13 protein-coding genes are annotated in these 13,454 nt (G+C 63.5%); 1 reads left to right on the top strand and 12 read right to left on the bottom strand.

Annotated elements, in window-relative coordinates; genetic code table 11:
* Window positions 1-154 precede the first annotated feature (154 nt).
* The 12 genes from H2170_01050 to H2170_00995 all read right to left on the bottom strand — a co-directional run bounded on the left by H2170_01050 (window position 155) and on the right by H2170_00995 (window position 11,438).
* The gene (locus H2170_01050) at window positions 155-1,585 is read right to left on the bottom strand and encodes a transposase (GenBank protein MCS6298679.1); all 1,431 of its coding nucleotides are present in this window, start codon (window positions 1,583-1,585) and stop codon (window positions 155-157) included.
* Between the two features lie 103 nt (window positions 1,586-1,688).
* Window positions 1,689-2,456 (bottom strand): ATP-binding protein, encoded by a 768-nt coding sequence (locus H2170_01045; GenBank protein ID MCS6298678.1) that lies wholly within the window; start codon window positions 2,454-2,456, stop codon window positions 1,689-1,691.
* On the bottom strand, window positions 2,453-3,919 hold the full coding sequence (locus H2170_01040) for an IS21 family transposase (GenBank protein MCS6298677.1): 1,467 nt from the start codon (window positions 3,917-3,919) through the stop codon (window positions 2,453-2,455). Before H2170_01040 ends, H2170_01045 begins: the two co-directional genes overlap by 4 nt.
* Window positions 3,916-4,275 carry a hypothetical protein gene (locus H2170_01035; protein ID MCS6298676.1) on the bottom strand — a complete coding sequence of 120 codons (360 nt, stop codon included), beginning with the start codon at window positions 4,273-4,275 and terminating at the stop codon, window positions 3,916-3,918. Before H2170_01035 ends, H2170_01040 begins: the two co-directional genes overlap by 4 nt.
* 615 nt (window positions 4,276-4,890) lie before the next feature.
* On the bottom strand, window positions 4,891-5,133 hold the full coding sequence (locus H2170_01030; protein ID MCS6298675.1) for a hypothetical protein: 243 nt from the start codon (window positions 5,131-5,133) through the stop codon (window positions 4,891-4,893).
* 170 nt (window positions 5,134-5,303) lie between these two features.
* On the bottom strand, window positions 5,304-6,635 hold the full coding sequence (argA, locus tag H2170_01025; GenBank protein ID MCS6298674.1) for an amino-acid N-acetyltransferase: 1,332 nt from the start codon (window positions 6,633-6,635) through the stop codon (window positions 5,304-5,306).
* A 93-nt stretch (window positions 6,636-6,728) separates the two neighbouring features.
* Window positions 6,729-7,706, bottom strand: a complete 978-nt coding sequence (locus tag H2170_01020) for a bifunctional hydroxymethylpyrimidine kinase/phosphomethylpyrimidine kinase (GenBank protein ID MCS6298673.1) — start codon at window positions 7,704-7,706, stop codon at window positions 6,729-6,731.
* Window positions 7,703-8,284: a D-sedoheptulose 7-phosphate isomerase gene (gmhA, locus tag H2170_01015; protein MCS6298672.1), complete on the bottom strand. Its 582-nt coding sequence runs from the start codon at window positions 8,282-8,284 to the stop codon at window positions 7,703-7,705. Before gmhA ends, H2170_01020 begins: the two co-directional genes overlap by 4 nt.
* Before the next feature lie 22 nt (window positions 8,285-8,306).
* On the bottom strand, window positions 8,307-9,314 hold the full coding sequence (gene rfaD, locus H2170_01010; protein MCS6298671.1) for an ADP-glyceromanno-heptose 6-epimerase: 1,008 nt from the start codon (window positions 9,312-9,314) through the stop codon (window positions 8,307-8,309).
* A gap of 79 nt (window positions 9,315-9,393) precedes the next feature.
* Entirely contained in the window at window positions 9,394-9,879 is a 486-nt protein-coding gene (locus tag H2170_01005) for an adenylyltransferase/cytidyltransferase family protein (protein MCS6298670.1), read from the bottom strand.
* Window positions 9,876-10,466 carry an HAD-IIIA family hydrolase gene (locus H2170_01000; GenBank protein MCS6298669.1) on the bottom strand — a complete coding sequence of 197 codons (591 nt, stop codon included), beginning with the start codon at window positions 10,464-10,466 and terminating at the stop codon, window positions 9,876-9,878. The genes H2170_01005 and H2170_01000 overlap by 4 nt, the downstream gene beginning before the upstream one ends.
* Before the next feature lie 33 nt (window positions 10,467-10,499).
* The gene (locus H2170_00995) at window positions 10,500-11,438 is read right to left on the bottom strand and encodes a glycosyltransferase family 9 protein (protein MCS6298668.1); all 939 of its coding nucleotides are present in this window, start codon (window positions 11,436-11,438) and stop codon (window positions 10,500-10,502) included.
* Between the two features lie 100 nt (window positions 11,439-11,538).
* Here H2170_00995 and H2170_00990 point away from each other — a divergent pair, with 100 nt between their 5' ends.
* Window positions 11,539-13,446, top strand: a complete 1,908-nt coding sequence (locus tag H2170_00990) for a hypothetical protein (protein MCS6298667.1) — start codon at window positions 11,539-11,541, stop codon at window positions 13,444-13,446.
* The last annotated feature ends 8 nt before the right edge of the window (window positions 13,447-13,454 follow it).

The following is a 13,454-nucleotide window of genomic DNA, read 5'->3' as shown; positions in this document are numbered from 1 at the left end:
GCCACGCCCGGCGCCCGGTGTACGCAGGCGGGGGCTAATACCAACGACAGAATTATTTTAGCCTAAATCCGGCAATAGAAAGTGCGGCCGGCGGGCGTTGCCCGTCGGATAGATGAGGGTGGAGAGTGCTGCGGCAGGCTGAACGGAAGCGCGATCAGCTTGGGGCGGTGGCCAAAGGCGGTTCAGGGCCGAGTACAGGGAAGTTTTCCTGTAAAATCCTCGCTACGATTTGCCCCCAGCGCTGGGCGACACTCCATTGCTCCGCATTATGAAGGATACCATGTAACCATCTGGCCAGCTTTGTGATGAGTTCACTCAGGCGAGGTGCCTCGGCATGGCTCAAGCGCACGTCCAGGCGGCGTTGACCGGAGTGTTCGCTCTGCCGGGTCGCTCCGCAGAGCAGACGGGGACGTGTACTCACCGCCTCGTGGTGCTGACCGGGTTGAAGCAGGCGGTGATAGAGCGTCCACCAGTTGTAAACCAGTGCGGCCAAACGCGCGGCGTGCTGACAGGAGTTTAGCTCCTGGGAGGTAAACCCCGACCAGCTCCACTGGTTCTTGAGCTCGTCGAAGGGGTTTTCCGCGCCCCCACGTTCCCGATACAGGGTGGCAAGGGTAAGGATCTCGTAGGGCAGGCTCGTAACGAGGATCTGATGTTCGTAGATGATCGGCTCGCAGGCGGCCGCGTCGGGGATGTTCAGCAGCAAAGCGTGGTCGGCTTGCTCGCGCACGAGGCGGCGGCGGGCCCGGGGGTGGCGTTGGTCGTTGAGGCGACGGCGCAAGACCACCACACGTCGGGCCCGGTTCCAGCCTTGCAGGCGCAGGCAGCTTTCGCAGCCCTGCCAGCCTTGTCCGGCGTCGGTCCAAGCGGTGGTGGTGGTGCGTTCAAGCGCGGCCACCAGCTCGCGGGCCTTGGCGGTGCGGCGCAGTTTGAACAAATAGTTGAGTTTACGCGCTTCAGCTTCACTGAGCAGCGCCTCCTGGCCATAGGCGCAGTCACCGCGCAAAAGATGGGGCCGGCGCTCGGCTGGCAGTCGGTCGATGAGCGCCCACAGCCCCGCAAAACCATGTCCGGCGGCGGATTGATCGCCGGGGTGCACCTCCACGTCCAGACACAGGCGCAAGGTGGCGATCCAGTAGGTGTGGTAGGCGTGGCTGGGGCGTCCGGGCTTTTGCGGGTTATAGCCGATGCTGGCACCTTCCTGACGTCCATAGATGGGCTTGATGGTGACATCGATGTCGAGGATCCACTGGTTATCCAAAAACCCATGACAGGTTTGGTCGAGGTGACGCCGCAACCAGTCCTGCCCCTGCTCGGCACCGATGCGAGCCAGCGCCCGGCGCACACAATCCTCGCTGACAATCGACTTAAGTCCGAGCAGGCTCGGGGCAATGTCGTCGCCGCGCAGGGCCGCGAGGTGCGCGTAGCGATAGTGCCCGGAGAGCATCCCCAAAAGCAGGGTTCCAATCACGTCGCGAGGGCGGTGTGCGCGGTTGCTGCTGTAACAAAGCGGCGTGTCCGCAACCAGTGCCTCGAAGCCTCCTGTCGCACACAAGTACTGCGTGAAAAACACCAGTGCCCCCAAGGTGTGAGCGGCGGCGCGAACACCGTCTATTTCTGGCGGTTACAAAATCACCTGTCGTAAAAGCCGATGACCGGCCCCGCCAGGGGCCGATCATCAGGCCCGGTCAGCTTGCAGGTTCGTCGGCCAGGCGGTCTTTCATGCGGTAGGATTTGCCCTCGATGACGACGGTCTGGGCCCGGTGCAGTAGGCGGTCCAGGATCGCCGCGGTGATGCCAGCGTCGTTGTTAAAGATCCCTGCCCAGTGTTTGTAGGCCTTGTTGGTGGTGACGATCAGCGAGCCGCGTTCGTAGCGTTGGCTGACGATCTGGAAGAGCAGGTCGGCCCCCGACTTGTCGAGCGGCAGGTAGCCGACCTCATCGAGCACGAGCACCGCAGGGGTCATGTAACGCTTCAACTCGGCTTGCAACCGGTGCAGGGACTGGGCGGTGACCAGGGCGTTGATCGCGTCCACCGCCGTCGTAAACAGCACCGTGTAGCCCGCCTGGCACGCCGCGTAGCCCAACGCGCTCGCGAGATGTGTCTTCCCAAGCCCCACACCACCGCAAAACACCGCGTTGGTGCGCTCCTTGACAAAGCCCAGTTCGAAGAGGTGCCGCACCTGCGCTTCGTTCAACTCCTTGGGCCAGTCCCACTGGAACTGGTCGACGGTTTTCTTGACCGGGAAGCGCGCTGCCTGGATGCGCCGCTCCAGCGCCCGGATCTGGCGGTCCTGGGTCTCGGCCTGCACCAGTCGGCGTAAAAATTCGGCGTGCGAACAGCGCGCCTTGGCCGCCTCGGCCGTGAGTTCGCCGTGGTGGCGCAGCAGGTAACCGAGTTTCAGGTACTTGAGTTGATCTTTTAATAAATCGGTTTTTTCGGGTTCTGTTTTCATTGGGTATAGGGGCTTAAATCCGGGGGACGCAGTTCGAGTTCCAGTGCGGCCAACGCGTCGGCGCGGGTGAGGTGGATCGGCCCGGCTTGCGGCAAGGCCCGCGCGCGTTGTTCGAGCAAGTTGAGGATGTAATCGCTGGAGTAGGCGCCGAGTTCATGGGCGCTTTCGATCGCCCGGCCGACTGCCTCCGTTCCATACAGGGCCACCAAACCCACGATAGTCGCCAGGTGGTGTCCCGCGTTGAGCCGGCGCTCCTCCAGCCCCCGTTGGTAGGCGGGTGCCGCCGGGCTCAGTTCCAAAAACCGTAGCCGCAGGCGCTGCCGCGCCCCCTGCCGTTTGCGCTCCTCGAGTTCGCGCACATGCTCGGGGTTTTCCACATCGGCGCGGCGGGCAAAACTGCGGGCATGCTCGGCCACCAGGGTGCGGTCCGCATAAAACCTCACCTGCGCCCCCTCGATCTGCGCGGTGAGTAGCGCCCCGGCAAACTTCGTGGGCACCGAGTAGCGGTTCGTTTCGATACTCACCCGGCACCGCCGCGACGCCCGCACGCTTAAGGTGCGCACCGCCGGACTGGCCACCGGGTTAAGCGGCAGGAGCGCAGCGCGCTCCTCGGGCAGCCGGTCCACCGGCCGGCCCTGGGTTTCAGCGTGAACGCGCACGTTGGCCACCGTTTCCAGCCACAAGCTGGCGGCCGGCCCCAGCTCGGTAAACCCGTTCATCTGCCGCCCGCCAAGGAAGCTTTTTTTCACGTAACCCACCGCGTTTTCCACCATGCCCTTGGACTGCGGATGCCCCGGCCCGCACGCTTTTATCGTAAACCCGTAGTGCCGGGCAAAGTCCAGGTACTGGGCGTTGTACACCGGGTCGGTCCCGGGCACATGCGAGAGGACGGCCGTCTTGCAGTTGTCCACCATCACCTCGCGCGGCACCCCGCCGAGTTTTTCAAAGGCGCGCCGGTGACAGCCCAGCCACCACTCCTGGCCCTGCCCGAGGGTAAATTCCACATGCAGGAACCGGCTGTACCCCAAAACCATGACGAAAAAACTTAAAGCCCGCCGGGTGCCGTCCACCTCCACCGCGCCAAAACTGCCCCAGTCCACCTGCGCGGTCTGGCCGGGGGCAAACTTGAGGGTAAGAAACGCCTCCAGGTTCCTCGGCCGCACCCGCCGCACGTAGTCTTTCAAAATTGAATACCCGCCCGTGTACCCCCGCTCGCGCACCTTTTGCCAGAGCTGCATGGCGGTGAACGGATGGGCCTCCAGCCAGCGCGCGATCGCCGGCTTGTGCACGTCGAGCTTGCTTGGCCTAGGCACCTGCGCGGCCTGGCTGCGCACGTACTTTTCCTGCGCCTGCCAGCGCCTCACCGTCTGCACGTGCAACTGGAGCGAGCGGGCGATTTGCGGCGCACTGTGACCGGCCGCCTCCGCCTGTTTTATCCGGCAATACAGTTCGTAATCGATCACGCGCCCACCTCCCGGCTCGGCGGCGGCGTTGCCGCCAGCGTGTGCGTTGGCCTGCCCCGGTCCAAGGAGAGCACCTGGTAAAGTGGCGCGGCGTAGGCGATCACCCCGGCCTCGATTAACTGCCGGCGCGCCTCGACCAGGCCGTCCTCGCTGAGCGTGAGCAGCCGGGCCAGGGTGCGCGTGGCGTAGTAACTCAGCCCGTCGGCGTCGCCCACGGTGACCAGGACCAGATAGAGGCCCCAGGCGGGGGCACTGGCCCGCCCCAGGTAATTGCCCCGCACCAGCCGGTGGTCCAGCCAGCTAAACTGGGCCGGCGTGCGCCGGAGTTGTTCGCGATCGATCGGTTGTTTTTGCATAATCGGGCGGCTGGACGTCGATGCCCAGGATCACCCGCCCCCGGGATTGCAGGTGTCGCAGCATGGGTTCGAGGTCCTCTTGTAACGTCACTCCGGCGAACTGCGCGATAAGCCCCACGAGCACAGGGTTTTGCGACTCCCATCTGTCTTGTAACGGCACGCAGGGATTCGGTAACGCCACCTCGGCGACCGGCTCGGCTTTAGGCTGGTGCACAACGGATTGCGTAGTTGGGATGTCTTGTAACGCCACCCGCCGTCGCGGCCCCCTCCGCCTTGAGTACCCCGGATTGGCCTTCCGCCACTCCTGCACCCGTTGGACATTTTCTGGGCCTTTCCAGTGGTCGAGGTTCTCCGGCTTCGCCAACCATTTGGCCTGACTGGCCGCCCGGCTCGCCCGTCGGCATCCCGGCTTCCCGCAGTAGCGCTGACGCTCGCGGTTATGCGCGTCGGGCAGAAAGAAATCGACACAGTGCAAACACTTGCGTGAACCGGTTGGATGCATCGCTGTGCATCCGCCAAGCGTCCCGCCGGTTCAATCTCCACCCATTCGCACCCCTCATATCCCCAGCCGGACAGGGAAGAAAACCCACCCACGGAAGAAGAGTATTACTCTTTTTAAGGGGAAGAAGATCCACCGAAGAAGAAGTGCATTCCTAACCGCCAGAAATAGACGCTTTCCCGCTCGCCGCTCACACCCAAGGGGCTCACCGGCAACTCTGGGGCGAACTGCGCACGAAAACGTCCTCCGGGTGTATCCACAATCAACACCTCGGCGGCATCGCTTGGCGTTGCCTTGTGATCAGGGTTTTCTGACTCACCCTCGGGGTGAGCTTTTTCCGGCGGTAAAAACGGCGGCATATGACAGCCAAACAATCACCTGCGTGATTTTTGGCTAGTTTCTATTGCCGGATTTAGGTTTAGACTTTTCCCCGACATGGGCGAGACGCCCAAGCCACGCTCGGAACTGCTCGACGTGGCACGGGCGTCTCGCCCGTGGGATTTGAGTCTAAAAGCATTCAGCAGCTGGCTTAACTCAGCTGCTTGATCAACACCTTCGGATTGCGCCCGCTTTCCTCGTAGGCTTTTAGGCGAATCTCGGGCAGCACCGTTTTTTCGGTTTCAGCAAAACCCAGCGCCGACGTGAAGAACGAGTAGCTTTGGGTCGACAGCGCTACGATGGTCGTGACGCTCTTTTCCTTGGCCCGCATGCACGCGAAATCGACCATCTTCCGGCCAACCCCGCGGTTGTGATAAAAGGGGAGCACGTAGAGCGAGCCGATCTCCGCCAGCTGCGGCTTGTCGGGGTACGTGTACAGCGTGACGCAGGCGATGATGTTCTCGTCGATCTCGTAGACGTAAAACTGGTCGATGTTTTTCTCGATCGCCAGCTGGGTGCGATGGAGCAACTCCTCACGCTTCACCCCGTGGCGCGTCAGATTGTACAAAAAACGCACGTCGCGCTTCGTCGCCTTACGGATCTGTTGGTAATCGTTCGCGTAGATCAAAGAACCCACGCCTTCACTGGAAAAAATTTCGTTAATCAACCCGTCAAAGGTTCGCCCATCCACGATGTGCACCCGCGGAACGCCGGTCTCGATCGCGCGAATCGCGTACATGGCTTTGCTCCGCGACTGGTCGTTGATCTGCTCTGGATGGTCTTTTATCAACGCCCGCAACGTATCCACCGCGATGTCACGCTTAACCTCGCCGTTGATTTCCAACCCGGCCTGCGGGGTCAGGTAAATGACCTTGGAGGCTTTGAGCGCCTCTGCCACCTCGGCAGCGAGCAGATCGGAATTGATGCGCAACGATCTCCCATCAGGGCCGTAGCCGATCGGCTGAATGATCGGAATAATGTCGGCGTTAATCAGGTGGGAAATAAATTCCTTATCAATGCGGTCCACCTTGCCGGTGAACTGTTGGTCAACGCCCTTGATGATGCCAACCGGAAGCGCCCGCACCGCATTGGTGATGGCGCATTTGAGGGTGTTTTGCGTAAGCCCCTCCAGGATCAAGTGCGAGACACGCGAAGACGCGCGGATGGCCAGATCAAGTGTGGCCGCGTCGGTCACGGCGGTGCCGTCGGCATTGGAAATGGCGATCTGCCGCGAGGTGGACAGCTCAACGATTTGCTGGCCGATGCCGTGCACCAAAACGACCTTGATGCCGAGGGAACGCAGCACGGCGACATCGACGAGCAAGTTGCTGAAATTTTCGTCGGCGACGATGGAGCCGTCGATGGCCAGAACGAAGATCTGCCCTTGGAAACGCGGGACGTATTTCAAGATGCCCCGCAGGTCGGTGGGCTTGATCGTTGCGTTACTTGCTAATGGGGAGGGCGTGGCGGGGCCGTTGCTCATCGTATAATTAGCCGCAATCCATCGACGAAGCAGGCGTTCGCGTCAAGAGGTCGCCGTTGGCTCTCTACGTCAACGGCGATACTCCGGCGCGGCTCAGTCCTTCGTTTGCAGCAGGTCTGCCGGGCTGGCGGTGGCGGTGCCCATCTTGGCGACGACCACACCGGCAGCTTTATTCGCCAGCCGGGCTGCGTCGATCGGCGCACAACCGGCCGCCAGAGCCGCCGTCAGGGTGGCGATCACCGTGTCACCCGCACCCGACACATCGAACACTTCACGCGCCTCGGTCGGCATGACGTGCTCAACCACACCGTTGCGGCACACCGCCATACCGTCGGCCCCGAGCGTGATCACCAGTAGGTCGGGCGAGAACTTGGCGTGAATCCGGCGGCAGGCTTCCTCCAGCGGATAACTCTCCCCCACCCCGGGCTCAGGCAGGTCGGCCAATTCCAGCGCCTCGTGACGATTCGGGGTGATCAGGCCGACGTTGTTAAAGGAGAGGTGGCGCGAGGGCTTGGGATCGACCGCCACCAATTTGCCGTGGATGCGCGCGGCGGCGATTACGCGGTTGATCAGGGTTTGGCTGATGGCGCCCTTGGCATAATCCGAAATGATCACCGCATCGGCGGCGGCAATCGCCAACGCCAGCACCTCGTCGGAGACGCGGCCGTTTTCCAAAGTGTAGCCGTCGCGGGCGCCTTCGTGGTCGATTCGGCAAAGCTGCTGCGTGCGGGCAATCACCCGGGTTTTGACGATGGTGGACGTGCCCGGGATCGTGGCGCAGCGCGAGGCTTCGATGCGGGAGGTCGCCAGCAGAGCGCGCAGGCGGCGGCCGGCTTCGTCTTCACCGAGCGAGCCGATCAATTCGGCGGCAATCCCCAGGGCGGCCAAGTTGAGGGCAACATTGGCCGCGCCACCGGCGGTGTGGCTCTCGCGGGCGACATGCACCACGGGCACGGGCGCCTCGGGGGAAATGCGGTTCACCTCGCCCCAGATGTAATGGTCGACCATCAGGTCGCCGATCACGAGGACGCGCAGGTTGCGGAAGGTTGCGAGGATGGCGGGAATGTTCATGCGGGCAGTTGGGTCCAGTCGGCGGCGTCGATCGCCTCCAGCCACTGGTGAAGGACGAGGGTATGCACTTCCTGAATGCGCGCCGTGGTGGCGCTGGGAACGATGATCGGGTAATCGCACTGGGTGCGGGCCTTGCCGCCGTCCTTGCCGGACAGCAGAACGGTGGTGATGCCACGGGCGCGGGCGGCGGCGAAAGCGGCAAGCACGTTGGCACTGTTACCACTGGTGGTGAAGCCCACCAACACGTCGCCGCGCCGACCGAGGGCCTCGACCTGGCGGGCGAAAATCGCGTCGTAACCGTAGTCGTTGCCGATGCAGGTGAGCGCGGTCACGTCGGAATTGAGGCAGATCGCCGGCAGGGCGCGGCGCTCGATTTTATAGCGGCCGACCAGCTCCTCGGCGAGGTGCAGGGCGTCGGCGGCACTCCCGCCGTTGCCGCAGGTGAGCAACTTGCCGCCTTGGCGCAGGCTGGCGAGAATCGCCTCGCCCACCGTGGTGACGACGGGCGCCAGCACGGTGCTGGCGGTGAGTACACTGCGGAGTTCTTCCAGCGATTCGATAAAAGCAGGCGTGGCCATGGTGAACGGGGATTTGGGGTATTCAGGAACCGCGGACGTGGCCGAGGCGGTGGTCGGTGAGCAGGTAACGCGTGACGTAGTCGGTGACGGCTTCGGCGAGCGTGTGGTTTTTCCCGGTCCAGCCGGTGGCGGCGAGGCGGCGGGTGTCGGCGCAGGTGTAATACTGATATTTTCCGCGCAGCACCTCGGGCATCTCGATGAACTCGATCTGCGCGGGCAACTGAAGCGCGGCGAAGATCGGCGTGACCAACTCGATCCAAGTGGAGGCGCGGCCGGTGCCGACGTTAAACAGGCCGCCGGCAACGGGCGTGCGCGCGAGGTGCAGGGTCATGGCAACGGCATCCTTCACGTAAACGAAGTCGCGCTTCTGTTCGCCGTCGCGGTAATCGGGGTGGTAGCTGCGGAACAGCCGCACCTTGTGCTCGTCGCGGATCTGGGCGTAGGCCTTGTGGACGACGCTGCGCATGTCGGCCTTGTGGTCCTCGTTGGGACCGAAAACGTTGAAATACTTCAGGCCCACGATGGCGTTGGCGCCGTCGAACCAGCCCTGGCGTTGCGCGTACTGATCGAAGAAATGCTTCGAGTAACCGTACATGTTGAGCGGGCGCAGGTCATTGAGGTTCTCCTGGCCATCGAGCATGCCCTGGGCGCCATCGCCGTAGGTCGCGGCGGAGGAGGCGTAAACAAACCGACGGCCACCGGCGCGCGCCCACTCGGCCAGGCGACGGGTGTAGTCGAAATTATTATCCATCAGGTACGAGGCGTTTTTCTCGGTGGTCGCCGAGCAGGCGCCGAGGTGAAACACCCAGCGCACGTCGCGCAGGGCGGGCGTGTCGAGTTTGGCCCAAAGCTGGTCGGCCTCGATGTAGTCGGCGTAGCGCAGGGGAACGAGGTTGCGCCACTTCTCGTCGGAGCCGAGGAAGTCGGCCAGCACGATATTCTCGTAGCCCTGCTGATTGAGCGCCCACACCAAGGCGCTGCCAATGAAGCCGGCCGCGCCGGTGACGAGAATTTTATCGGTGAGTTGCATGTCGAAAAAAAGGGTGTGCGTGGAAATCGGAAGCGGGCGGAGGCAGGCTGCGGCGCGGTGGGAATCGGTTACGCGCCCCTCAGCAGGGAGCGCGCATGCGTTCGACCAAGCTGGTGGTGGAGCGGCCGGGAACGAAGGGCATCAGGCGGATGTCGGCCCCGACGCTGAGCAACGCGTCGCGTTCGCCGGCGTCGAGCGAGTCGATCGTGTAGTCGCCGGCCTTGGTGTAGATGTCGGGTTTTAGCAGGCGGATTTCCTGGTCGAGACGGGAACCGGGGAACACAAACGTGGCCGCCACGCAGCGCAGGCTGGCGAGGGCGTAAGCGCGGTCCTGCTCGGAATTGAGGGGGCGGTCGGGGCCCTTGAGTGCGCGCACCGAGGCGTCGCTGTTCACCGCAATAATCAAGAGGTCGCCGAGCGCGGCGGATTGATGCAGGTATTCGATGTGGCCGCGGTGCAGCAGGTCGAAGCAGCCATTGGTCAACACCACGCGGCGGCCCTCGGCGGCGGCCTTTTGGCGGAAGCGGAGCATCTCGTCGAAGGTGAGAACTAAGGGCGTGTTCATAGCGGAGTTTTTAAAAAATGTTCTACCGCCTCCGAGAGCGATGCAAAAACCGGGAAGGTTTTGTCGAGCCCGAGCTCGGCCAGTTCCGCCGGCAAGTCGTCGAGTCCGGTCGCCACGCCCAGCCCGCCAATGCCGGCCCGCGCGGCGGTTTCCAAATCGGACCCCCGGTCGCCGATGTACGCCAGGTTGTGCGGGGCGTAGCCGAAGTCGCGCAGGAGCTCCTGGGCGAAGCGCGGCTCGGGTTTACGGTAAACCGCCGGTTCTTTCGGGGCCTCGGGCGCCACGCAGATGCGCTCAAACGGCTGTTCACCCAAGTCGAGCAGCTCGATCATGCGACGGTTACAGGCATCGACGGCAGCAAGGTCAAACATGCCGCGACCCACGCCGGATTGGTTGCTGTGCACAAACAGGTCCACGCCTGCGGCCCGGGCTGCCAACAACGCATCGCGCACCCCGGGCAACAAAACGACGCCGGCCGGATCGCTCAAATAAGGCACGTGCACGATGATCGTGCCGTCGCGGTCCAGCACCAGACCTCGACGCGATTGGGTTGCAGGGATGGAAGCGGTGGGCGCAGCAGCAGACATGGTTAAATTCCCGCCCATATCGCCCTAACTTCCCTAGGCCTGCCAAGCCTGGAAAACGGCTTCGGGCGTCAACCGCGCCAAATCCCCTTCGGGCGCGCGCACCACCACGTGCCGCGGGCAACTCAGCGGATAGGGACCGAACAGCTCCGGCGCGGTCGGCCCAAAGATAGCCAGCGTGCGTTTGCCGAGGGCGGCGGCCAGGTGCATCGGGCCGCTGTCGTTGGCAAAAACCGCCCCGGCACGCCCGATGATCTGCGGCATGACGTCGAGCGCAGTGAGCCCGGTTAAATTCAAAAAACGCTCAGCCGGAAAGGCGCCCCCATCGGCGAGTCGCTCGCTGCCGCTCCAGACGATCCGCACCGCCGGATCGGCCTGCAGCATCAGTGCGGTGAGAGCGGTAAAGCCCAGCCAGCACTTTTCGGGGCGACGACTTTCGGGAAACATCACGACGGGAGCGGCGGCCCCGTTGTTAAAAAAATCCGCGCCCGTGAAATCGCCGCCCGAACGGAAAGTCAGGGGTGTGCCGAGCGTGGCCCGGCCGCCGAGCAGGGGCGTGAACTGGAGTAAAATCTCCAGGGCGTGGCTGTTGCGCCCGCTCGCCGGCAACGGGACGCGTTCGCCGTAAAACAACCCTGCGCCCTCGCGTGCGTCAGTCCGGCCGAGCTTGCGCGGGGCGCGGGCGCTCCAGGTCATCAGGCCGCTGCGCAAGAGCCCCTGTAAATCCAACACCACGTCAAAAGTCCGCGCGCGAAGCTCGCCCATCACCAGCCGGATCCCTCGCCAACCCTGCTTGCGCTGGAACACGATCACCTCGTCCACCGCAGTGCAGGCGCGGACCAACGGGGCAAAAATCTCCCGCACCACCCAGGTCACGTGCACCCCGGCCACCTGCTCCTTAAGTGACGCGACGACCTGCAAGCCATGCACGATGTCGCCCAGCGAAGAGGGTTTAATGACAAGAATGCGGGGCATGCGGGGTTACGTCCAAAAAAATCAGCTTTAAACTGGAAAATTACGCCCATCTAATGGGCCTCCGCGTTTCGAAATCAAACCATAATCCGGCCGTCCACCCGTGCTCATCCCCCTCATCACCGCCACCGGCTGGACCCTTGCGCGCACCCCGGAGCCCCTGCTCAAAACGCTCACCCTCATCCTCGGTGAACTCATGGCGTGGTCCCCGCGCGACCGACTCGTGCGCGACAACCTGCGCATTTGTTTTCCCGAGCGCCCGGCGAGCTGGCGGGCCCGCATGGCCCGGCAAAGCCACCGGTGTTTGATGGAAACCGCCCTGCTCGCCCTCGCCTCGCCGTACCTTGCGCCCGAGCGTATGCTACGCATGGCTACGGTTGCCCCGTCGCTAGCCGGTTTGTTAACCGACCATCAAAAACGCCCTCGCCCACTGGTGATGACCGACGGCCATTTTGCCTACTGGGAAAGCCTCACGTGGCTTGGCTTTCTCAGCCCCGTACCCGTGCCGGAATCCGGCGTGATTTATCGCCCGCTAAAATCCCCGGCGATGGACGCCTACCTCCGGCTCACACGGGAACGGTTCGGGCTGCGTATGTTATCGCGCAAGACAGGCCTGAATGCCGCCCGCGCCATCCTCGGACGCAACGGGATCATCACCCTGATGTTCGACCAAAACGCCGGCAACACCGGCACGCTCACCACGCTTTTTGGTCGGCTCTGCGCGAGCACCGAACTGCCCGGACTTTTCCTCCAAAAAGAGGGCGCCGAACTCAACGCGCTTTACCCGCTGCGCACAGGCTTTTGGCGCATGGAATTCAACTCTGAGCCGGTGCCCAACGACGGCACCATTGCCGGTGCCACCGTGGCCCTGAATCGCTGGTTTGAACGCACCCTTTCGACCAACGAACGCCTCTGCGCCACCTGGCTGTGGTCGCATGCCCGCTGGAAAATCCTGCATACCCCCAACCACAGCCTCAACCTGAACCTGAGCCGCAGTTTTATTCCGCAGGAGTTGGCCTACCGAGGCTGGTCGCAACTCCCGCGCAACAAACGCTACTTCGTGCGCCTGCCGAACTGGCTGGGCGACGTCGTCATGCTCCTGCCCCTGCTGCGCGCGATGCGTGCCGGTCGCCCCGACGTGGAATTCACCCTGATCGGCAAGGCCGCCTTTGCCCCGCTCATCGAGGCGGCAGGCGTGGCCGACCGCTACGAGCCGCTGCCACCTCGTGGACTCGGTTACTTCCGGCACTTTTTAAAAATCCGCAAAGCCCCGCCGGAGGTCTTTTATATCTTCACCCACTCGTTGCGCGGCGACCTCGAAGCGCGGCTCACCGGTTGCCCGCAACGCTTCGGCATCATCCGCCCCGGCCACCGACGGCCGTTGCTCAGCCACGCCCACCGCTTGCCAGCCGATTTCGACCAGGCCGCCCACCACCAATTCAGCCAGTGGGAAGCCTTCCTGCGCACCTTCGGACTGACCGAGCCGATTGATAAATCTCCCCTGCCCCAGCCTGAACTCGACCAGCCAAGTGGCCCTAAAGCCATCGGCCTGATCGCCGGCTCGGAGAACACCCCGGCCAAACGCTGGCCGATTCAACATTGGCGCGCCCTCATCGAGGCCCGCCCCGGCCATGTTTTTAAACTCTTTGGCACCGCCCGCGACCGCGAGATCACCGATCAGGTGGCCGCTGGGTTCTCGCCCGAGCGCGTGCAAAACCTCGCCGGCGCCACCGACCTCAACGCCTACCTGCGCGAGCTACGTTCCTGTGCGCTGATCGTCACCAACGACACCGGCGGCATGCACTTGGCCAACGCCCTCGGTTGCCCCGTGCTGGCGCTCTTTGGCCCCACCAATCCCGTGCGCACCGGCCCGATTTTCGCCGCGCCCACCACGCTGCTCCAGCCTCCCGGTTGCCCGGCCCAAGGCGGCGGCGATCTCCACGACCTCGCCCCGGCCACCGTCGTCTCCGAGCTCGATAAACTCACCGCATCCGCTCCGGTTGGGCGTTAACACTTAAG

This window comes from Opitutus sp. (assembly GCA_024998815.1).
Lineage (GTDB): Bacteria > Verrucomicrobiota > Verrucomicrobiia > Opitutales > Opitutaceae > Rariglobus.
Note: the sequence above shows the minus strand (reverse complement) of the source record. Positions and strands in the feature narration are given on the sequence as shown.

Bases quoted from the DNA above. Each gene is read 5' to 3' on its own strand.
- H2170_01045 (MCS6298678.1), bottom strand. From the start codon at position 2,456: ATGAAAACAGAACCCGAAAAAACCGATTTATTAAAAGATCAACTCAAG.
- H2170_01035 (MCS6298676.1), bottom strand. From the start codon at position 4,275: ATGCAAAAACAACCGATCGATCGCGAACAACTCCGGCGCACGCCGGCC.
- H2170_01030 (MCS6298675.1), bottom strand. From the start codon at position 5,133: ATGCCGCCGTTTTTACCGCCGGAAAAAGCTCACCCCGAGGGTGAGTCA.
- argA (MCS6298674.1), bottom strand. From the start codon at position 6,635: ATGAGCAACGGCCCCGCCACGCCCTCCCCATTAGCAAGTAACGCAACG.
- H2170_01020 (MCS6298673.1), bottom strand. From the start codon at position 7,706: ATGAACATTCCCGCCATCCTCGCAACCTTCCGCAACCTGCGCGTCCTC.
- gmhA (MCS6298672.1), bottom strand. From the start codon at position 8,284: ATGGCCACGCCTGCTTTTATCGAATCGCTGGAAGAACTCCGCAGTGTA.
- rfaD (MCS6298671.1), bottom strand. From the start codon at position 9,314: ATGCAACTCACCGATAAAATTCTCGTCACCGGCGCGGCCGGCTTCATT.
- H2170_01005 (MCS6298670.1), bottom strand. From the start codon at position 9,879: ATGAACACGCCCTTAGTTCTCACCTTCGACGAGATGCTCCGCTTCCGC.
- H2170_01000 (MCS6298669.1), bottom strand. From the start codon at position 10,466: ATGTCTGCTGCTGCGCCCACCGCTTCCATCCCTGCAACCCAATCGCGT.
- H2170_00995 (MCS6298668.1), bottom strand. From the start codon at position 11,438: ATGCCCCGCATTCTTGTCATTAAACCCTCTTCGCTGGGCGACATCGTG.